Annotated in this window: 14 protein-coding genes; 8 read left to right on the plus strand and 6 right to left on the minus strand. The window is 65.8% G+C overall.

Annotation, left to right across the window (positions count from 1 at the left end; all coding sequences use genetic code 11):
• Positions 1-208, minus strand: a 208-nt coding sequence (locus tag IEG05_RS09455; RefSeq protein WP_224742764.1) for a transposase, incomplete at its 3' end; no start/stop codon positions are given.
• 64 nt (positions 209-272) lie between these two features.
• Here IEG05_RS09455 and IEG05_RS09460 point away from each other — a divergent pair.
• The 7 genes from IEG05_RS09460 (at position 273) to IEG05_RS09490 (ending at position 9,719) form a co-directional block, all read left to right on the plus strand.
• Positions 273-572 carry a hypothetical protein gene (locus IEG05_RS09460; RefSeq protein WP_152664402.1) on the plus strand — a complete coding sequence of 100 codons (300 nt, stop codon included), beginning with the start codon at positions 273-275 and terminating at the stop codon, positions 570-572.
• Positions 573-1,165: 593 nt separating this feature from the next.
• Positions 1,166-3,649 carry a TonB-dependent receptor gene (locus IEG05_RS09465; RefSeq protein ID WP_046619478.1) on the plus strand — a complete coding sequence of 828 codons (2,484 nt, stop codon included), beginning with the start codon at positions 1,166-1,168 and terminating at the stop codon, positions 3,647-3,649.
• A 75-nt stretch (positions 3,650-3,724) separates the two neighbouring features.
• Complete coding sequence (locus IEG05_RS09470; RefSeq protein ID WP_046619475.1) at positions 3,725-5,641, plus strand: phytase; 1,917 nt, start codon at positions 3,725-3,727, stop codon at positions 5,639-5,641.
• 69 nt (positions 5,642-5,710) lie between these two features.
• Positions 5,711-6,424 (plus strand): protein TolQ, encoded by a 714-nt coding sequence (gene tolQ, locus IEG05_RS09475; RefSeq protein WP_003300068.1) that lies wholly within the window; start codon positions 5,711-5,713, stop codon positions 6,422-6,424.
• A gap of 13 nt (positions 6,425-6,437) precedes the next feature.
• Positions 6,438-6,899, plus strand: coding sequence for an ExbD/TolR family protein (locus IEG05_RS09480; RefSeq protein WP_046619474.1), 462 nt, complete (start codon positions 6,438-6,440; stop codon positions 6,897-6,899).
• The gene (locus tag IEG05_RS09485; RefSeq protein ID WP_046619473.1) at positions 6,899-7,729 is read left to right on the plus strand and encodes an energy transducer TonB; all 831 of its coding nucleotides are present in this window, start codon (positions 6,899-6,901) and stop codon (positions 7,727-7,729) included. Before IEG05_RS09480 ends, IEG05_RS09485 begins: the two co-directional genes overlap by 1 nt.
• Positions 7,730-7,757: 28 nt before the next feature.
• Positions 7,758-9,719, plus strand: a complete 1,962-nt coding sequence (locus IEG05_RS09490) for a PhoX family protein (RefSeq protein ID WP_046619472.1) — start codon at positions 7,758-7,760, stop codon at positions 9,717-9,719.
• A 22-nt stretch (positions 9,720-9,741) separates the two neighbouring features.
• Here IEG05_RS09490 and IEG05_RS09495 read toward each other — a convergent pair whose 3' ends face one another.
• The gene (locus tag IEG05_RS09495) at positions 9,742-12,729 is read right to left on the minus strand and encodes a PAS domain-containing protein (protein ID WP_046619470.1); all 2,988 of its coding nucleotides are present in this window, start codon (positions 12,727-12,729) and stop codon (positions 9,742-9,744) included.
• A gap of 207 nt (positions 12,730-12,936) precedes the next feature.
• Between IEG05_RS09495 and IEG05_RS09500 the strand changes: the two genes are divergently transcribed.
• Positions 12,937-14,907 (plus strand): DEAD/DEAH box helicase, encoded by a 1,971-nt coding sequence (locus tag IEG05_RS09500; protein WP_191121990.1) that lies wholly within the window; start codon positions 12,937-12,939, stop codon positions 14,905-14,907.
• Between the two features lie 3 nt (positions 14,908-14,910).
• Here IEG05_RS09500 and IEG05_RS09505 read toward each other — a convergent pair whose 3' ends face one another.
• From IEG05_RS09505 to nirB, 4 genes are all read right to left on the minus strand, one after another.
• Entirely contained in the window at positions 14,911-16,632 is a 1,722-nt protein-coding gene (locus tag IEG05_RS09505; protein WP_046619466.1) for a bifunctional protein-serine/threonine kinase/phosphatase, read from the minus strand.
• Between the two features lie 60 nt (positions 16,633-16,692).
• A complete protein-coding gene (locus IEG05_RS09510) occupies positions 16,693-17,505 on the minus strand; it encodes a formate/nitrite transporter family protein (protein WP_014820396.1) in 813 nt (270 codons plus the stop codon).
• A gap of 85 nt (positions 17,506-17,590) precedes the next feature.
• Positions 17,591-17,974 carry a nitrite reductase small subunit NirD gene (gene nirD / locus IEG05_RS09515; RefSeq protein WP_046619465.1) on the minus strand — a complete coding sequence of 128 codons (384 nt, stop codon included), beginning with the start codon at positions 17,972-17,974 and terminating at the stop codon, positions 17,591-17,593.
• Positions 17,974-20,532, minus strand: coding sequence for a nitrite reductase large subunit NirB (gene nirB, locus IEG05_RS09520; RefSeq protein ID WP_046619462.1), 2,559 nt, complete (start codon positions 20,530-20,532; stop codon positions 17,974-17,976). The genes nirD and nirB overlap by 1 nt, the downstream gene beginning before the upstream one ends.
• Positions 20,533-20,726 lie beyond the last annotated feature (194 nt).

The following is a 20,726-nucleotide window of genomic DNA, read 5'->3' on the forward strand; positions in this document are numbered from 1 at the left end:
GACGGCGCCATTTGAAGACGAGGTTGGCGTTGACCTCATGCTCTCGGGCGATCAACGCGACGGATGCGCCGGGCAATAGCGTGGCCTCGACGACACGACGCTTGAACTCCACCGAAAAGTTGGGGCGTCGACTGCGGCGAGGAGTAGAAGGGAGCGTATCCACAATGGTGTCCACTAAAAAATGGTGGGCACCATTGTGGCTATTCAAGGCTTCGGTCGGCAGTGGGTGCAGGGCGGACGCTTACGATGGATGTGACGGTTGGATGAATGGGGTGGGGGTTGAATTGGCTCAGGGGTTTTTTGGTTTGGTTGATTTGCTGGGTGAGATTGGGGATGTGGTTTGCCCTGCTGGATTTGGATCAGTTCTGGACGAGGGGCTTGCTGGCATCGAGTCGATGCCGATTGCCGAGTTGCCTGGCGATTCAGGTTTCGCCCTGCTGGGCGAGTCACTTTTTCCAGACGCGGAAAAAGTAACCAAAAACGCTTTGCCCCTGCATCCGGCCCCGCGCTCCGCGCGGGGCCGGATGCAGGGGCGAGGGTGGGGCCTGCGACGATTTTCAACAGATGGGTGATGACGATCAGCCGACCCGTGTCGTTCGTTGGAAACGTCCTTTACGGTTTTCCCTCATATTGGATCCTCGCAATCACGGACTTGCAGGCGACATCGACCGCCCCTTTCAGGAGGCCGAATGTAATCGCTACGTAGAGGGGCGAGCGGCATGGATGCCGCGAGAGAACTAGGCGTCCCCCCGTAAAGGGCCATGGATGGCCCTTGCACGGTGACCCTCGGAGAAGCGATGGAATGAGGGAAGTCTCGCGTAGCGAGACCCGGATGTAAGGGCAAGACTTTTTGGTTCCTTTTGGCGGGGCCGGCCATCCGGGCGACTGCCAAAAGGAACTCGCGCAGCAGCGCGAAACAGAAGTACCGGAACACCCGGAAAATGGGTTGCTCCCCCAACTTGATCCCAGCGTGTCTGCGATAGGCATTTCCATATCCATACTGCTAAAAAACAGGTCATATCAGCTCAATCCCGCTCGCAAAATCCCCGAAAACTCCCTATTCCAAGCCCTCCCGAACCTCCTGTCACAGAACCGCCATATCCCCCACCTACCGTCCGCTGCAGTTCCGGGATGGACCCGGTAAACACCGTTCGGGGGATTGTTCATGAGCACATACCGCAGCGGCATCCGCCATGCAGGATTCCGCATCAGCCTGCTGGCCCTGGCCGTCAGCGCCGGTTCGGCGTGGGCCGAGGAGCCGCTTGTCATGGAGCACGTCGAAGTCATTGGCCAAGCGGTCAGCATCGATGAGGCACTGAAGGACCAGCGCAATTCCGACAGCGTGAAGAGCGTGGTGCATGCAGACGGCATCGGCCAGCTGCCGGACGACAACGCCGCCGAGGCGCTGCAGCGCATTCCGGGCATCTCGGTCGAGCGCGACCAGGGCGAAGGGCGCTTCGTCAGCGTGCGCGGCATCGCGCCGGATCTGAACAGCGTCACCATCAACGGCACCCTGGTCCCATCGCCGGAGAGCGATCGCCGTGCCGTGGCGCTCGACGTGCTGCCATCGGAGCTGGTGCAGTCGCTGTCGGTGGTCAAGACGCTGACGCCGGACATGGATGCCAATTCCCTGGGCGGCACCATCGAGGTACAGAGCCTGTCGGCCTTCGACCATGACGGGCTGTTCTACAGCCTCAGCGGCGAGGGCAGCCATGACGACAACGTCGACAAGACCAGCCCGAAATTCTCCGGCGCCATCAGCGACCGCTTCAGCCTGGGCGATGGCGTCGACAATTTCGGCGTCGCCGCAGCCGTCAGCTGGCAGGAGCGCGACTTCGGCTCGGACAACGTCGAGACCGGCGGCAAGTGGGACTTCGCCGACGACGGCGCGCGGCTGGAGGAACTTGAGCAGCGCGACTACGAGATCACCCGCGAGCGCACCGGCTTCGGGCTGAACTTCGACTACAAGCCGGACGATGTCAGCAGCTACTACCTGCGCACGCTGTACAGCCGCTTCAAGGACACCGAAACGCGTAACGCCGCCGGTGTTGCCTTCGAGGATTCGCAGCTGCCGGGCGAGACCGGTGACGCCGAGGGCTGGCGCGAGCTGAAGTCCCGCGAGGACACCCAGACCGTGCAGTCCTACGTGTTCGGCGGTGAACGCATGATGGGCCTGTGGACCCTGAGCGGGCAGGCCGGTTACAGCCAGTCGCGCGAGCGCAATCCGGGCGGTATCGCCAGCGCGACCTTCGAGGGCGATTTCGCCGATGCCGGCTTTTCCAGCAGCCGCAAGCCCCGCCTGACGATCGATTCGCCCTTCTACGACCCGGCGTCCTTCGAGCTGGATGAAGTGGAGTGGGAGAAAAGCGACACCCGCGACCGCGAGAAGAACATCCGCCTGGACCTGGCGCGCGAGTACGACATCCAGGGTTACGCCGCGCAGGCCAAGTTCGGCGGCAAGCTCAGCCGCCGGCACAAGGACAACGATAACGAGGTCTGGAAATACGACGATTTCGACGACCTGACTCTGGCCGACTTTCAGGGCGGCAACGTCGACTATGCGCTCGGCCGCTTCGGCCCGGGCATCAGTGCCTCGGCCATCGAGGGCGCGATTGGCGGTCTGGATGCCAGCGAGTTCTACGACGAGGAGGAGTCGCGCATCAATGACTTCGACATGCACGAGGACATCAACGCCGCCTACCTGATGAACACCGTGGATATCGACCGCTGGCGCGTCATCGCCGGCCTGCGCTACGAGGGCACGCGCTTTCGCGCCAAGAGCACCGGCCTGCGCGATGACCAGTTTGAGTCGATCTCCAGCAGCAGTCGTTATGACCACTGGCTGCCGGGGCTACACCTGCGCTACCAACTGACCGACGACACCATGATCCGTGCCGCCTGGACCAACAGCGTTGTGCGCCCGACCTTCGGCCAGCTGGCGCCCGGTTTCGTCATCGACGGCAACGACGCCGAGTTCGGCAACCCCGATCTCAAGCCGCTGGAATCGATCAACTACGACCTTGGCATCGAGCACTACATGGGCCGCGCCGGCGTGGTGTCGGCGTACCTGTTCTACAAGGACATCGATAACTTCATCTACAACACCGATCTGGCCGGCACCGGCCAGTGGGCCGCGTTCGACGAAGCGCTCAGTTTCCAGAACGGCAGCAGCGCGAAGCTCTACGGCCTGGAGCTGGCCTACTCGCAGAAGCTCGACTGGCTGCCGGCGCCGTGGAACGGTCTGTTGCTGGGCGCCAACGCCACCTTCAGCCAGTCCGACGCGGACATCGAAGGGCAGGGCATGCAGCGCAGCATCGACCTGCCGAATCACTCCGACACGGTCGGCAACCTGATGCTCGGCTGGGAAAACGACCGGCTCAACCTGCGCCTGGCTGCGAACTACAAGTCGGACTACCTCTACGAGGTGGCTGGCATCGACGACGAGGCGCACGACCTGTACGTCGACGATCAGCTGTTCGTCGATTTCAAGGCGGGCTACTTCATCACGCCGAGCCTGCAGCTGACCTTCGAGGCGCTGAACCTGACGGACGAGTCCTACTACGTCTACAGCGGCCGCCGCGCCTACAACGCCCAGTACGAAGAGTACGGCCCGACCTACAAGCTCGGCCTGACCCTCACCCACTTCTGACCCCATGCCGCTCCGGTGCCCGCCGTTCCCCTTTTCGGTCGGGCGCCGGCAGGCGGCAGCCTGAATGGATACACCATGAACGCATTACCCAAAACCATGCTGCTCGGCCTGTGCATCGCATTGGCGGCCTGCCAGTCCACGCAACCAGATACACCGGCGAAGTCGGCCCAGCTGAACATCAGCGAACCGCTGCTGGTCGGCCTCGAGTACGCCCAGCTGCTAAACGGCGACACCCCCTGGACCGGCGCCGACCGTGTGCAGGTCGATGACCAGGGCCTGCAGCTGCTGGATGCCGCCGGTAACAGCCTGGCGCGCCACGCCGGGCGCTTCGAAGGACTGGACCATCGCGTCGACCGCCAGGGCCTGCTGCTCGCCACGGTCGAGCGCAAGCGCCAGCAGGCGATGCTGATCGGCCTGAATGCCGCGCGTGCCTGGAGCCAGCCGCTGTACCTGCCGCGCACAGCATTCGCCATCGAGGGGCTTTGCCTGTACCGCGACAGCGCGCACAACGACTTCGTGTTTCTGCTCGGTGAGGAGGGCGTCGGCGAGCAATGGCTGGTCGGCAGTCAGGGCCGCCTGCTCGGTGAGGCGCGGCGGGTGCGCGGGCTCAGCCTGCCGCCGCAGAGCGCCTTCTGCCAGACGGACGATGCCAGTGGGCAGCTCTATGTCAACGAGGAGTCCGTCGGCTTTTGGCGTTACCCGGCCGACGCCGAGGCGCCGTTGCAGCGTGAGCCGGTCGATCTGCGCCAGCCGTTCGGCAGCCTGGCCCATGCCGCAGCGGGCATGACCTTGGTGCCGGGCGGACTGCTGGCGCTCGATCCCGAAGCCTCGGTGCTGCATCTGTACCGGCAGAACGAAGCAGGCTGGCAAGCCGATGAGGTCATCGCACTGGACGGTTTCGACGAACCGGAACGCATCAGCGCGCGCCGCAGTGCCGAGGGCGTCGAGCTGCTGCTGGCGGATGAACGCGGCCTGCAGTCGGCCCGTCTGGACTGGCAACCGACCGCGCTGTCGCAAGCCGAGCCGATCGTCAGCCTGCCGGCCGCAGTTGAGACAGGCCCGGTGCCGAGCCTGGGTGATGCCGCCGATGATCCGGCGATCTGGGTCCATCCGCGCGATCCGGCACAGAGCCGCGTGCTCGGCACCGACAAGAAGGGCGGCCTGGTGGTGTACGACCTGGACGGCCGTCAGGTGCAGGACCTGCGCGCCGGCCGGCTGAACAACGTCGATGTGCGCAGCGGCTTCCGCCTTGGCAGCAAGCGCGTGGACCTGGCCGTGGCCAGCAATCGCGATCACAACAGCCTGCACCTGTTCGCCATCGACCGGGCGAGCGGGGTGCTCCGCGATGTCGGCGAGGTCGCCACGCCGCTGAGCGAAATCTATGGCCTGTGCATGTTCCAGGATCGCCAGGGCACTACCTACGCCATCGCCAACGACAAGGACGGCACCTTCCTGCAGTACCGCCTCGATGGCAGCTCCGGCCAGCCGCGTGGCGAGCTGGTGCGGCGCTTCAAGCTGGACAGTCAGCCCGAGGGCTGCGTGGCCGACGACCGCAGCGAGCGGCTGTTCGTCGGCGAGGAAGACGTCGCGGTGTGGGTGGTCGATGCCCGCGCCGATGTGCCGGCGGTGCCGGAGCAGATCATCGGTGTCGGCGGGCCGGTCTACGACGACATCGAAGGTCTGGCTATCTACCACGGCGAGCGCGGCGACTACCTGGTGATTTCCAGTCAGGGCAACGACAGCTACGTGGTGCTCGATGCCCAGGCTCCCTACGCCGTGCGCGGCGCCTTCCGCATCGGCCTGAACGCCGAGCGCGGCATCGACGGAGCGTCCGAGACCGATGGGCTGGAAGTCACCTCGGCCAACCTCGGCGGCATCTGGAACCGCGGAATGCTGGTGGTGCAGGACGGCCGCAAGCGGATGCCCGAGGGGACGCAGAACTACAAGTACCTGCCCTGGTCGGCGATCGCCGATGCGCTGGGGCTGGATTGACGTCATCGCCCGCTAACCGACCCGCAATCCAATAGCAGCTGCCCCAGTCGGGGCAGGAGGAAACGATTCATGCAAACGACTCTCGAGCACATGTCCATCTGGGGCCTGATCAGCGAAGCCAGCCTGGTGGTCCAGGCGGTGATGATGATTCTGGTCCTGGCCTCGGTTTCGAGCTGGTACCTGATCATCCGTCGCAGCGTGGCGTTGCGCAGCGCCGAACGCCTGCAGCGCGGCTTTCTGCAGCGCTTCCGGCAGGGCGGCGATCTTGCCCAGCTCTATCGCGAAGGCCAGGCGCAGCCGTTGCCGGACGAGGCCGCGCTGCAGCGCATCTTCCTCGCCGGTTACGGCGAGTTCGCCCAGCTGCAACGCCAGCCGGGGATCGCGCCGGATGTGGTGGCGCAGGGTGTCGAGCGCAGCCTCTACGTGGCCGTCGCCGAGCAGGAGGAGCGTCTGGAAAAGGGGCTGCAGTTTCTCGCGACCGTGGGTTCGGTGAGCCCCTATATCGGCCTGTTCGGTACCGTGTGGGGAATCATGAACTCCTTCCTCGGCCTGTCGCAGGTGCAGCAGGCGACGCTCTCGACCGTCGCACCGGGCATCGCCGAAGCGCTGATCGCAACGGCCATCGGCCTGTTCGCGGCGATTCCCGCGGTGATGGCCTACAACCGCTTCGCTGCCCGTGGGCAGACGCTGGTCGGCCGTTACTACGCATTCGGTAACGAGCTACAGGCGCGCCTGCATCGGCGCCTGCACGCCGCTTCACCCAACGTCGCCGCAGCCGCCTGAGAAGGACGCCTTCATGCTGGTCAAACCACAGCACAAACACGGGCCCAAGGCGGAAATGAACGTGGTGCCCTACATCGACGTGATGCTGGTGCTGCTGGTGATCTTCATGGTCACCGCGCCGATGCTGGTGCAGGGCGTCAAGATCGAGCTGCCCAAGGTCGCAGCCGAAGCGCTGCCGGTGGAGAACGAGCGGCAGATCCTCACGCTCTCGGTAAAGGCCGATGGCGGCTTCTACTGGAACCTGGGCAGCGAGCTGGACATCGACAACCAGACCGACAGCGCCGTCGACCTTGCCGAGCTGCAGGCCAAGGTCGGCGCGATCATCGCCGAGTGCGGCGACACCCAGGTCTATGTCCGTGCCGACGAGGCGGCGGACTACGGTCGTGTGGTCGCCGGTATCGCCGAGCTGCAGCGCGGCGGGGTGGTCAACCTGGGGCTGATCACCGAGGCGCCGGCCGGAGTCGGGCAGCCGTGATGATGACCTTCAGCACGCCCGCCGCGCATGGCAGCGAAGTTGTCCCGCGACAGTGGATCGGTCCGGCCGGGGCTGCATTGCTGACCCTCGGGATGCACGCCGGACTGTTCGCGCTGTTGCTCGACAGCTGGTCGCCAGCGCTGGAAATGCCGGTCGCCACCCAGGTGATGCAGACCCAGTTGATCAGCCTGCCGCCGCCGGCGCCAACCGAGAGCGCAGTGCCGGTCGAACCGCCCGTCGAGCCCGCGGTCGAACCGCCGCCGCGTGAGCCACAGGTCGATACCCACGCCCAGCAGCAGCGACTCGAGCAGGCCGAGCTGGCCTTCAAGCGCGCCGAAGAGGAGCGCAAGGCCGAGCAGCTGAAGCAGCAGCGCGAGCAGTTGGAACGCCAGCGGGAACAGCAGCGTCAGCGCGACGAGCAACGCCGCCAGGAACAGGCACAGGAGCGGGAACGGATGGCTCAGGAAGAGGCACGGTTGCAGGCGGCGCGCGAAGCCGAGGCAACGGCACGCGCGGAAGCGGCTGAGCGCGCACGACAGGCTGCAGCGGCCGAGGCAGCCAGCCGGCAATACCTGCCGATTGCCAAGAAGCTGCCGGTCTACCCGCAACGGGCGCTGGACTCCGGGCTTCAGGGTTCCTGCACGGTCAGCTACACGGTCGATGTGCAGGGGCGCGTGCGCTCGCCCGAAGTGGTCGGCGACTGCCATCCGCTGTTCATCCGCCCATCACTCACCGCCGCCAAGAGCTTTCGCTACCAGCCGCGCATCGTCGAAGGCCGCGCGGTTGCCGTGCCCGACGTAAAGAACACCTTCCATTACCGCATCGAATGATGCCGTTACGACTCAGGAACCGTTTTCGATGAAACAGGATTTCACCGATTTTCACGCGAGCGTGGGCGCTCATGACGACCAACCGGTCAATCCGAGCGGCAACCTGCCGCTGCAGCAGGCGATCGATCACCGCCGGCGCGGGCTGCTCAAGGGTGGGCTCGGCCTGGCCGGCATCGCCTTTCTCGGCGGCGGGATGGCCGGCGCGCGAGCCGCGACCCGGGGCGATTCGCTGCTCGGCTTCGAAGGTATCCCGACCCAGCTCGACCCGCATTTCGACCGTGTCGAGGTGGCGCCGGGCTACAGCGCCCGGGTGTTCTTCTCCTGGGGCGATCCGGTGCATGCCGACGCACCCGAGTGGCAGCCGGATGCCAGCGACGATTGGCAAGCCCAGCTCAGGCAGGCCGGCGACAACCACGACGGCATGCATTTCTTCCCGTTCCCCGACGCGCCCGACAGCCGCGGCCTGCTGGCCATCAACCACGAGTACGTCAACCCGACGCTGCATCCAGAAGGCATCGCCGTGGTCGATGGCCGGCGCCCGCTGGAACAGGTGCGCAAGGAGCAGGCGGCCCATGGCCTGAGCGTCATTGAGGTGCGCAAGGATGCGCAAGGCGAATGGCAGCGGGTAATGGATTCACCCTACAACCGCCGCATTTCCGGCATGACGCCGATGGCCATTGCCGGGCCGCTGGCCGGCCATGCAGCGATGCAGACCATGGACGACCCGGAAGGAAAGAGGGTGCTCGGCACGCTGAACAACTGCTCCAGCGGCTTCACGCCCTGGGGCACCTATCTGGTCTGCGAGGAGAACTGGCACAACTACTTCGTCAACCACGACGCCGACGATCTTGCCGCGCGCGTCTCGCACAACCGCTACGGCATCGCCGGCAGCGGCGTGAGCAAGCTCTACGGCTGGGGCACGGTCGATCCGCGTTTCGATGCCACGCCGCAGGCAGGCCAACCCCATGGCGGCTTCGTCAACGAGCCGCACCGGTTCGGCTGGGTGGTGGAGGTCGATCCGTTCGACCCGCAGAGCGCGCCGGTCAAGCGCACCGCCTTCGGCCGCTACTGCCGCGAGTGCTCGGTGCTGTCGCTGGGCGAGGACGGGCGCATGGCGTTCTACTCGGGCGACGACACCAAGGGCGAGTACGTCTACAAGTTCGTTCCCAGCGGCCGTTTCGTGCCCGGTGCGGACGCGGCCAATCGCCGCTTGCTGGATGAGGGCACCTTGTATGTCGCGCGTTTCGATGCCGACGGCAGTGGCCAGTGGCTGGCGCTGGTGCATGGCGAGCATGGCCTGACCGCGGAAAACGGCTTCCCCAGCCAGGCCGAGGTGCTGCTCAACGCCCGCGCCGCCGCCGACCGCGCCGGCGCGACGCCGATGGACCGGCCGGAGTGGGTCGCAGTGCATCCCGATACCCGCGAGGTCTACGTCACCCTGACCAACAATGACGCGCGCGGCACCAAGCAGCCGCTGGACAAGGCCAATCCGCGACCGAACAACCTGCACGGGCAGATCCTGCGCTGGCAGGAAGAGGGTGGCGACCCGGCGGCGACGCGTTTCCAGTGGGAAGTCTTCCTGCTCGCCGGCGAGCGCCGTGGTGCGCGAGATGCCCAGGGCCAGTCGGTTGCCTCCAACCTGATCGGCACGATCGACGGCGACTGCTTTTCCTCGCCGGACGGGCTGGCCTTCGATCGTGACGGGCGTTTGTGGATCGAAACCGATTTCGACGATGACGAATCGGCGATGCAGGCCATGGGCACCAATCAGCTGCTCTGCGCCGATCCGAAAACGCGCGAGGTGCGGCGTTTCCTGGTCGGGCCACGGGGTTGCGAGATCACCGGTATCACCTGGAGCCCGGACTACCGCGCCATGTGGATCAATGTGCAGCACCCAGGGTTGAGCTTCCCGGCCAGCGACGGCCAGTCACGCCCGCGCTCGTCCACCGTGCTGATCACCAAGGATGATGGCGGCGTGATCGGCAGCTGACGATCGTGCCGGCGCCATCTGGTCAGGAGGTGCCACGCAGCTGCTCGACGGCATCTAGCAGCTGGTCCTGGGTGAAGGGCTTGGCCAGTCGCTGCAGCGGCAGCGCCGGGGTGGCCGACGGCAGTTCGGCATAACCGGACACCAGCAGGATCGGCAGCTCCGGCCGGCTTGCCCGTACCTCGGCAGCCAGTTGCGCGCCGCTCATCAGCGGCATGGCGTGGTCGGTGACGAGCATGTCGATCTGCGCCACCTGCAGCAGCTCCAGCGCCTGCGCAGCGGAGCGGGCCGTCAAGACGTGGTGGCCGGCGGCCTCGAGCATGCCGGCGGTGCCGAATAGCACCAGCTCGTCATCATCCACGGCCAGCACGGACAGCGGACGCGTGGTCCTGCGCGGGAGGTCATGCGGTGACGGGTTGTGAGTCGGTTCCGCGGCTGGCTCGTCCTCCAGTGCTGGCAGCCAGATTTGCGCGGTGGTGCCGGCGCCCGGGCTGCTGCGCAGCACCAGCCGCCCGCCGGATTGCTCGGCCAGGCCATGCACCATTGACAGGCCGAGACCGGTGCCCTTGCCGACGCCCTTGGTGGTGAAGAACGGCTCGACCGCGCGCTTGAGCGTCGTCTCGTCCATGCCGGTGCCGCTGTCGCTGACATTCAGGCGAACGTAGCGCCCGGCTGCGAGGCCGTGCTGCTCGCCGGGCAGCGTCACCTGTTCGGCGACGATGAGAATGCGGCCCTCGCCGGCCATGGCGTCGCGCGCGTTGGCGGCGAGGTTGAGCAGGGCGGTTTCCAGCTGGTTGGGATCGGTCTTGACCCGCGCCAGTCGCTGCGGCAGCTCCACCTCCAGCTGGATGGTCGGGCCGAGCGAGCTGAGCAGAAGTGCCTGCATACCTTCGATCAACTGGCGCAGATCGATCGGCGTCTTGTGCAGTTCCTGCTTGCGGGCGAACGAGAGCATGCGTGCCGTGAGCGAGGCGCCGCGTTCGGCACCAGCGCGGGCGTTGTCCACCAGGCGCAGCAGGGCCGGATCGGCCGGCATGCGCCGACGCAGCAGCTCCAGGCTGCCGAGCACGGCCATGAGCAGATTGTTGAAGTCGTGGGCGATGCCGCCGGTGAGGTTGCCCAGCGCTTCCATCTTGTGCAGCTGTTGCAGCGTCTGCTCGGCGGCGACGCGCTCGCTGATATCCAGCGCCTCCGGGACCAGGGCGACGACAGTACCGTCGTCACCCAGCACCGGGCGCATGGAGAAGTCGAACGTGCGCGTGCCGCCCGGCATGTTCAGTGTCATGGTGCCGTGCTCGGTGGCGCCGGCCGCGACGCGCAGGGTCATCGCCTTCATCGCTTCCGGCATGCCGGGGGTGGCACTGAACCAGGGCGAGTCCCAGAACGGCGTGCCCGCCAACTGATGGAAGCGTGCGTCGATGCCGGCCAGTGCTGTGGCGTTGACGTAGAGAATCGAGCCGTCCGGTGCGAGCATCGCCTTGTACAGGTGCGAGGTTTCCAGCACCGCGCGGATGTTCGCCTCGCTGCGTGCCAGCGCCGCCGTGCGCTCGGCGACCTTGGCTTCGAGCTGTTCCAGGAAGCATTGCTCGCGCTGCCTGACCGCTGCCGCCGAGCGCACGCGCTCGATATGTGCCCAAGAGCGGTCGGTAACTTCAGTGAGCAGGGCGAGTTCGTAGGCGCTCCAGGCACGGGGCGCGCGATCATGGATGGCCATCAGGGCGGTCAGCCGGCCTTCCTTGACCAGTGGCAAACAGATGGTGGCGGCAATATCGAGCTGCTGAAAGGTGGCAGCCTCGTCCGGTGGCAGCTGCGCACAGTGATCGTCGACGATGAAGGCTTCACCGCCACGCAGTTTGGTTACTGCCAGTTTGCCGAATGCCTCCAACCGATAGCGTCCGACGATGCTGGTGCAGCCGGGCGCGGCCCAGTCGCCGCGAATGGTAAAGCCGTCCTGGTCGGGGTCCATGTCGGCGTAGGCGCAGCTGGACAAGCCCAGATGCTCGCCGAGCATGCGTGTAGTGGTGGTCAGGATGGCGTCGGCGTCGACGCTGCGGGCGGTTTCCTTGGCCAGGGCATCGAGAAAGCGCAGGCGCTGTTCGTTCTCGCGCAGGGCCTGTTCGGCCTCGGCGCGCTCGGTGACGTCATTACCTTCGACGAAGATGCCGCTGACATTGCCATTCGCGTCGGCCACCGGCTGGAAGACGAAATCCAGCAGACGCTCTTCCTCTGCTTCGCCTTGGGTACGCTGCAGGCCGATGCGGATACCGGAGCCGACGAAGGCGGTGCCGCTGCGATAGACCCGGTCGAGAATGTCGATGAAGCCCTGCCGCTCGACTTCGGGCAGCGCCTCACGCACCGGCTTGCCGATGACGTCGCGTTCGCCCACCACCCGGAGATAGGCCGGGTTGGCCATCTCGAAGACGTGTTCAGGGCCGCGTAGCATCGCCATCAACCCCGGTGCCTGTTCGAACATCTGTTGCAGGCGTGCCTGCTGGCCCTGCAGCTCTCGTTCGGCCAGTACCCGTTCGGTGGTTTCCACGACCAGGGCGATGACACCGGCCGGCTGCGCCTGATCGTCGAACACCGGCGAGTAGTCCAGATTCATCCAGGCACGCTCAGGACGGCCGTTGCGGTACAGCACCAGCTCCTGATCCTTGTACGAAAGCGTGCCGCCTGCCAGGCCGACCTTCATGACGTTGTCGTTGAAATCGGCGACTTCCGGCCAGCCTTCGCGCACCTCCGAGCCCAACAACTGCGGGTGCCGGCTGCCGGCGAACACGGAATAGGCGTCGTTGTAGATCATGATGCCGCGCTCGCCCCAGAGCAGCACGATGGGCGTCGGCGAAAGCAGCAGCATGGCGGTGACGGTCTTCAGGCTCGCCGGCCAGCCAGCCAGAGGCCCCAGCGTCGTTTGCGACCAGTCGAAGCGACGAATCAGTGCGCCGAGTTCGCCGCCGTCGGGGAGGAATACATGGCTTGAGACGTCAGGCGCGGGGTGTGCTGCTGGGTCCATCAGTAGCGATCCGTATCCGGTGTGAAGGCAGGGCAGGGTTATCCAGATCAGAGCTGGTTCAGCTCGGACAGCCGATAGCCCAGGAAGTCTTGCCGGCGACGCGAGCGATTGCCACATTCATTCGCTGCTGTTCGTCCTTGTAGCGGCCAGAGTACAGGGAAAAACCCGTACCATATCAACGATATGCAATGCCCACGGTGATTTCCGATGCTTTCTGCCGTCAAGCGCTACAGGGCCCTGGTCGCTGGGGTGCTGCAGCGCTGTTTTCCACGTACCTCGGCCCATCTGCGCGAAGAGGACGAGCTGTTGTTTCGTCGCTGGGGCAGTGCGCCCGGCAAGACGAACAAGGCTGCGACCGCCAAGCGCAAGGGCAAGTCTGCAGCCAAGGCCAAGCCGAAGAGCGCCTCGGAAGCGCCGGCGCGTGCTGCCGCCAAGCCGCGGGGGACGGCAGCGCAGGGGATCTACGCCGCGGCGCAACTGAAAGTGGATGACGCCAAGGTTCAGGCGATGCGCGACCGCGTCGAGCAGGCGGTGGCCGCGGGTATCATCAGCGCGCCGTCGGACGAGCAATGGGCGATGATCCTCAGCCGCAGCCCGGTGACGCGGATCTTCGCCGGTGCCGGTTCCGGCAAATCCACCACCTTGTTACTGCGGGTGGTGTTCATGCTCTGCCACATGGGCATCGAGCCCGGACGCTTGACGGTCATCTCGTTCACCAACGCCTCTTGCGCGCAGCTGCGCGAACAGTTGGTGCGCGTGCTCGGCTTCTGGCAGGTGCCGTTCGATGCACAGCAGGCGCGTCAGTGCGTACGCACCTTCCATTCGGCCATGGCGCAGCTGGCGCGTGAAGTGCTGAGCCGGCCGCTGTGGTTCGAGCAGTTGGACGACAAGGCCGCCGCGGCGGACGAACCGGATAACCCGCTAGCCACCGCACGCCTGCGTCCGGCGCAAGTTCGCCTGCTCAAGCAGGCCTATCAGCAGTGTTACGCCGAACAAGCGACATTCCGTGAGTTGGTGCATCGACTGCTCGACCTGTCTGCGCCGCCAACCGAAAGCGAACAGGGCAAGCGCGCTGCCCCGAAAGCGCCCGGCGATACCTTCACCCTGGCCGGCGAGTTCACGCCGCTGCCGCTGTACGAGGCGTTCCATGCCCAGGCAGGCTTTATCGAGAGCATCGGCATTCGCGTTGATCAGCTGCAGCCAGGCAAGCTGCAGTGCGCGCCGCGCGAACGGGATTTCGTCGAAGCGCTGGTGAGCTTCCATGGCTACTTCCGGGCCGCGCTGCGTGAGCAGGGGCTGATGACCTTCAATGAGGCCTTTCAACAGCTCACCGAGCGTTTGGGCTCGGGCACGGATGTGCCCCAGGCCAGCCTTGCGCCGTTCGAGCACCTGCTGATCGATGAATTCCAGGACATTTCCCCGCAGATCGTCCAATGGCTGCAGGCCTTGCATCGCCAGCTGGCGCGCCAGAAGGCCGGCCCGAGCCTGATGGCCATCGGTGACGACTGGCAGTCGATCTACGGCTGGCGCGGCAGTTCGCCGGAGTTGTTCATGGACTTCGACAAGTACTTTCCGCGGCGCGGCGCCAAGGGCAGCGAGACGCTGCTGCTGGAAACCAACTACCGCTCCATCGAACCGGTGATTCGCGATGGCGAGGCGGTGCTGGCCGGGGTTAGGTTCAAGCAGGCCAGGACCAGCCGGCCATGCAAACCGACGCAGCCGGGTGACCACGGGGTAAAGCTGGTCACCGGTTTCGACCTGAACAAGGACCTGCCGAAGCTGATCGAGGCGATCACCGCGCAATGTGCCCATGTGGCCGAACGGCAAAGCCGCGAACGCACCGCCGTGCTGCTGCTCAGCCGGCGCAACGAGCCGTTGCGGACCATCCAGGCGCAGCTGGACCGCAAGCTGCCGGTCAAGGCCTACACCATCCACCGCGCCAAGGGGTTGCAGGCCGAGGTGGCGATCATCATCGACGACTGCGCGCCGGTGCAGGCGCACCCGCTGCGCAACGCGCTGTATACCTACTCGGGTTTCTTCCGCAACAGCTATGACCAGGCCATGGCCGATGAAAGCCTGCGCCTGGGCTACGTGGCAATCACCCGCGGCGTCAGCCGAGTGTTCTGGTACACCCGCAAGGCCCAAGGCGCCACCGAGCGCCTGGGGCGGCGTGGCTAGGGCTCAGCGCAACAGCAGCGCAACTACTGCACCAGCCAGCAGCAGTGACAGGCCTTTCCAGAACAGCAGCGGGTTGCGCTCCAGCAGCGGCGGGCGGGCGCGGTTGAGAAACGCCGGGTTGGGCTGGTGCAGCTCGAAGACGAACTCCGACAGCTCGGCATAGCGCCGGGACGGATCGGGATGCAGCGCCTTGCCCAGCACTTCGTCGATCCATGCCGGGATATCGCGCTGTGCATGGCGCAGCGGCTGATAGCACAGGCGTTTCTGCGCTGCAGTGGTACGTGCCCTGGCGACGTCGGCGCCGTAGGGCAAGCGACCGCTGAGCAACTGATAGGCGATCACCGCCAGCGAATACTGATCCGAACGCGGCGTGCCGGCCTCGCCGAGGAAGTATTCCGGTGCGGTATAGGCCGCGGTGCCGAGCAGGTTGTCCTGCGTGCCCGGTGCGTTGCGTTCGGCCAGCCCGGCGACGCGGGTCGAGCCGAAATCGATGATCTTCAGCGTGCCGGTGGCGTCGATCATCAGGTTCTGCGGGCGCAAGTCCTGATGCAGCATCTCCAGGCGGTGGAAGGCGCGCAGGCCGCGGGCGATCTGCTCGACGATGCCGCGCACGGTTTCCAGGTCCGGCTGTGGATGGTCGAGCATCCACTGCGTCAGCGTCTGGCCGTCGATGAACTCGCTCACGGTGTACAGGTAGCGGCGCTGCCGCGGCGGCGGGCAGGCCTTGACCACGTGGGGATTGTCGAGGCGCCGGGCGATCCACTCTTCCAGCAGGAAACGCTCCAGATAGGCGGGGTCGCCACGCAGATCGAGCGAGGGCGTCTTCAGTACCACCGTGGCGCCGCTGGCTTTGTCGACGGCCAGGTGCACATGGCTGCGGCTGCTGACGTGCAGCTCACGGACGATGCGATAGCCGTCGAACTGCATGCGCGGCTCCAGCAGCGGCGGCAACGCCAGTTCGCCGAGCTGACGCTGCACGTCGTCGACGGCCTGCTCCGGCAGGCTGTCGATGCGCACCAGCTGTGCGGTGAGGTTGTCGTCGCTACCGTTCGCCAATGCCCGCTCGACGATCCGTCGCGCCGCCAGGTCGAGGTTGTCGCCATGCTCGGCAACGAGCTGCGCCACCTCCCGCGCGCCGATGTGCTCGTAGACGCCATCGGTGGCGAGCAGGAACAGATCGCCGACCGCCAGCGGCAGATTGCGGTAGTCGATCTCCAGGTGCCGGTCGATGCCCAGCGCGCGGCCGAGGTAGCTGGTTTCCGCCGACACGCGCACGCGGTGATCTTCGGTCAGCTGTTCGAGGCCGCCGTCGCGCAGTCGATAGATGCGCGCATCGCCGACGTGGAACAGGTGCGCGCTAGCGGACTTGAGCACCAGCGCGCTGAAGGTGCAGACATAGCCGCGGTCGCGGTCATAGCGGTGCGGGCTGTGGCGGGTCTGCGCATGCAGCCAGGAATTGATCGCCACCAGCACCCGCTGCGCCGACTGCTTCACCGACCAGGCGTCGGAGGTGCAGAAATAGTCGGAAAGAAAGCTCGCCACCGCGGTTTCGCTGGCGACATGGCTGACCTCGCTGCTGCTGATGCCATCGGCCAGCGCAATGGCGATGCCCTTGCTGGCGAGCTGGGCGTCAGCGGGCACGCAGGCGCCGTGAAAGTCCTGGTTGGCCGGTTTGCGTCCGCGGTCCGAATGCTGGCCGAGGGAAATGGCGAGTTGGCTGGGCATCTTCAATCTGCGCAAAAGCCCCGGCGCGCATGCGAGCCGGGGCCTTCGTTCACTCCAGGGTCAGTAGACGGTGCGCTTGGGTGCGGTGCGCACGTGGGTGGTGTAGAGCGTCAGGCCGGTGAAGGCCAGGCCGCCGACCAGGTTGCCCAGCGCGGTGGGGATCTCGTTCCAGAGCATGTAATCCATCACCGAGAAGTCGCCGCCCATGATCATCGCCGAGGGGAACAGAAACATGTTCACCACCGAATGCTCGAAGCCCATGAAGAAGAACAGCATGATCGGCATCCACATGGCGATGACTTTGCCGCTGACCGAGGTGGAGATCATCGCGCCGACCACGCCCATCGAGACCATCCAGTTGCACAGCATGCCGCGCAGGAAGATGGTCGCCCAGCCCGCTGCACCGAACTCGGCGTAGCCCAGTGTGCGTGCCTCGCCAATGTGCGAGATCTTCTCGCCGATCGGCCCCGGGTCGGTGGAAAAGCCCATGGTGAAGACGAAGGCCATCATGAAGGCAACCACCAGCGCACCGGCGAAGTTGCCGAGAAATACCCAGCCCCAGTTGCGCAGAATGCCGCTCACGGTCACGCCAGGACGGCGGTCGAGCAGGGCCAGCGGAGTGAGCATGAATACCCCCGTGAGCAGGTCGAAGCCCATCAGGTAAAGCATGATGAAACCGACCGGAAACAGCATCGCGCCGACCAGCGGCGAGCCGGTCTGCACGGTCACGGCCACGGCGAACACCGCGGCGAGGGAGAGGATGGCGCCAGCCATGAAGGCGCGGATCAGTGTGTCGCGGGTGGACATGAAGATCTTCGATTCACCGGCGTCCACCATCTTGGTGACGAACTCGGAGGGGATGATGTAGGACATGGCGGGTTTCTCTCGAATAGTTGGCAGAAGCTTTTAAATTCGGTGTTTCCGGGCGCCGCCGACAGCACGCGCGGCGGCGCGGAACTCAGACGAGGCCGATCTCGACGGCATCGCCGTTGAGGCGTGCCGGCCAGACGCGCAGGCTTTGTTCGGGGTATTCCATGCAGGTGCCATCGGCGAGGCGGAAGTGCTGTTTGTACAGCGGCGAAGCGATCACCAGCTCACCCTTGAGGTTGCCGACGATGCCGCGACCGATCACGTTGGCGCCGGACTTGGGGTCGCGATTGTCGATGGCGAACAGCTGCTCGCCTTCCGGGTTTTCGGGCAGGTGGAACAGCGCCACCTGGGCGCCTTCGTGCCAGGCCACTACACCAGAATTGGCGACCAGATCGGCACGGCTGCACAGTGCCTGCCAGGCCGCCGGGGCTGCGGAACGGGAGTCGAGACGAACGACGTTGGACTGGCTCATCAGAGCACCTCCTGGGTAAGTGGGATCAGGTGAAGTTCGCTGGCGCGCACCGGCCGACGCTGGCCGCGCTCCTTGACGAAGTGGATGTCGGGGTCGCCGCGGCCGTCGTTGACGAAGGTGCGGAAGCGCTTGAGCTTTTCCGGGTCGCTGATGGCATTGGTCCATTCGCACTGGTAGCTGTCGACCACGTGCTGCATCTGGCTTTCCAGCTCGGCAGCAAGGCCCAGGCTGTCGTCGAGGACCACTGCCTTGAGGTAGTCCAGGCCGCCTTCCAGGCTTTCGCGCCAGACCGAGGTGCGTTGCAGCTTGTCTGCGGTGCGTACGTAGAACATCAGCACGCGGTCGATGGTGCGGATCAGCGCTTCATCGTCGAGGTCGGTGGCGAACAGCTCGGCATGCCGCGGGCGCATGCCGCCGTTACCGCAGACATAGAGGTTCCAGCCCTTGTCCGTGGCGATCACGCCGATGTCCTTGCTCTGCGCCTCGGCGCATTCGCGGGTGCAACCGGATACGGCGAACTTGATCTTGTGCGGCGCACGCAGGCCCTTGTAGCGATCCTCCAGGCGCAGCGCCATGCCGACGCTGTCCTGCACGCCGTAGCGGCACCAGGTGCTGCCAACGCAGGATTTCACCGTGCGCAGGCTCTTGCCGTAGGCGTGGCCGGTCTCGAAACCGGCGGCGATCAGCTCGCCCCAGATGTCCGGCAGCTCGTGCAGCTGGGCGCCGAACAGGTCGATGCGCTGGCCGCCGGTGATCTTGGTGTAGAGGTCGTATTTCTTCGCGACCTGGCCGATGGCGATCAGCCCCTCGGGGGTGATCTCGCCACCCGGGATGCGCGGCACCACCGAGTAGGTGCCGTTCTTCTGCATGTTGGCCATGAAGGTGTCGTTGGTGTCCTGCAGCGGAATCAGCGCCGGATCGGTAATTGGCTGGTTCCAGCAGGAGGCGAGGATCGAACCCACCGTCGGCTTGCAGATGTCGCAGCCGACATGGCCACGGCCGTGCTTGGCCAGCAGTTCGGCGAAGCTCTGGATGCCCTCGACGCGGACGATGCCGTAGAGCTCCTGGCGGGTGTAGGCGAAGTGCTCGCACAGGCTCTTGTCCACCGCCACGCCGCGCGCCGCCAGTTCGGAATCGAACACCAGCTTGAGCAGGGCGTTGCAACCGCCGCAGCCAGTCGCTGCCTTGGTTGCCGCCTTGAGTTCGCCGAGATCGGTGACGCCGGCTTCGACCTGGCAGCACACCGCGCCCTTGCTGACGTTGTGGCAAGAACAGATGGTCGCGCTGGCCGGCAGGGCGTCCGGCCCAAGGGTCGGAGCGCCCTCGGTCTGCGGCAGGATCAGCGCGGACGGATCGGCCGGCAGCTTGATGCCGTTCTGCGCGTACTGCAGCAGGGTGTCGTAGTAGCTGTTGTCACCGACCAGCACCGCGCCGAGAACCGTCTTGCCATCGGCGGATACGACCAAACGGCGGTAGCTGGCGCTGGCCTCGTCGATGAAGCGGTAACTGCGCGAGCCCGGCGTGGCGCCGTGGGCATCCCCGATGGAACCGACGTCGACGCCGAGCAGCTTGAGCTTGGTCGACATGTCGGCGCCGTAGAAGGGCTCGTGGGGTTCCTCGGCCAGCTGCGCGGCGACACTGCGGGCCATGCTGTAGCCCGGTGCAACCAGTCCGAACACGCTGCCGTTCCAGCTGGCGCACTCGCCGATGGCGAAGATCGCCGGATCCGAGGTGCGGCATTCGCTATCAATGACGATGCCGCCGCGCGCGGCGATCTCTAGGTCCGCGACTCGGCCGAGGGCATCCTGCGGGCGGATGCCGGCGGAGAATACGATCAGGTCGGTTTCAAGAAACTCACCATCCTGGAAAACCATGCGGTAGGCGTGTTGCTCGCCGGCGATGATCTCCTGGGTGGCACGCGACAGGTGCACGCCGACACCCAGCGCCTCGATGCGCGCCTTCAGCGCCGCGCCGCCGGCATCGTCCAGCTGCACCGGCATCAGCCGCGGGGCGAACTCGACCACGTGGGCTTCCAGGCCCAGCGACTTCAGCGCATTGGCCGCTTCCAGGCCGAGCAGGCCTCCGCCGACCACCACACCGCGGCGTGCGCCGGTTGCGGCCGCGCGAATGCCGTCGAGATCCTCGAGGGTGCGGTAGACCAGCCGCGAGTTGCCTTCGGCACCAGGAATCGGCGGCACGAAGGGGTAGGAGCCGGTGGCCAGGATCAGCTTGTCGTAGGGCTGGCGGCCGTTGCCGGTGACCACTTCCTTGCGCTCGCGGTCGATCTCCAGCACCTGCTCGCCCAGGTGGGCCTGTACGCCGTGGCGGCTGTAGTAGTCGGCTTCGCACATCGCCAACGACTCGGCATCGCGGCCGCCGAAGTACTCGGACAGGTGTACGCGATCGTAGGCGCGCTGGCGCTCCTCGCCGAACACGTGCACGTCGTAGCGGGTGAGGGCGCCGCGCTCGATCAGCTGTTCGATGCAGTGATGACCGACCATGCCGTTGCCGACGATGACCAGTTTTTCGAGCGTGAGCGGAGTGACGGTAGAACTCATGGCCTTTCCTCAGTCGAGCTGCTGCGGCACTGGGCCGGCAAAACGCAAAAAGGCGCCTGGAGCTGGCATCAGCTCCAGGCGCCTTTGCCTGGTAATTAGTGGTGTGTGGGGTGGTCGGTCAGGCCTCGTTGCCTGCTACACCCGGTCCCGCGCCTGTTGGCTTGACGGTCGCCGCTGACCGTCTGGGACGTCCT

The sequence above is a fragment of the Stutzerimonas kunmingensis genome (genome assembly GCF_014764705.1).
Lineage (GTDB): Bacteria > Pseudomonadota > Gammaproteobacteria > Pseudomonadales > Pseudomonadaceae > Stutzerimonas.

Excerpts from the sequence above, each read along its gene's own strand:
- nirB (WP_046619462.1), bottom strand. The coding sequence starts at position 20,532 with ATGAGTTCTACCGTCACTCCGCTCACGCTCGAAAAACTGGTCATCGTC.
- IEG05_RS09495 (WP_046619470.1), bottom strand. The coding sequence starts at position 12,729 with ATGGACCCAGCAGCACACCCCGCGCCTGACGTCTCAAGCCATGTATTC.
- IEG05_RS09500 (WP_191121990.1), top strand. The coding sequence starts at position 12,937 with ATGCTTTCTGCCGTCAAGCGCTACAGGGCCCTGGTCGCTGGGGTGCTG.
- IEG05_RS09470 (WP_046619475.1), top strand. The coding sequence starts at position 3,725 with ATGAACGCATTACCCAAAACCATGCTGCTCGGCCTGTGCATCGCATTG.
- nirD (WP_046619465.1), bottom strand. The coding sequence starts at position 17,974 with ATGAGCCAGTCCAACGTCGTTCGTCTCGACTCCCGTTCCGCAGCCCCG.
- IEG05_RS09465 (WP_046619478.1), top strand. The coding sequence starts at position 1,166 with ATGAGCACATACCGCAGCGGCATCCGCCATGCAGGATTCCGCATCAGC.
- IEG05_RS09485 (WP_046619473.1), top strand. The coding sequence starts at position 6,899 with ATGATGACCTTCAGCACGCCCGCCGCGCATGGCAGCGAAGTTGTCCCG.
- IEG05_RS09510 (WP_014820396.1), bottom strand. The coding sequence starts at position 17,505 with ATGTCCTACATCATCCCCTCCGAGTTCGTCACCAAGATGGTGGACGCC.
- IEG05_RS09505 (WP_046619466.1), bottom strand. The coding sequence starts at position 16,632 with ATGCCCAGCCAACTCGCCATTTCCCTCGGCCAGCATTCGGACCGCGGA.
- IEG05_RS09480 (WP_046619474.1), top strand. The coding sequence starts at position 6,438 with ATGCTGGTCAAACCACAGCACAAACACGGGCCCAAGGCGGAAATGAAC.
- tolQ (WP_003300068.1), top strand. The coding sequence starts at position 5,711 with ATGCAAACGACTCTCGAGCACATGTCCATCTGGGGCCTGATCAGCGAA.
- IEG05_RS09490 (WP_046619472.1), top strand. The coding sequence starts at position 7,758 with ATGAAACAGGATTTCACCGATTTTCACGCGAGCGTGGGCGCTCATGAC.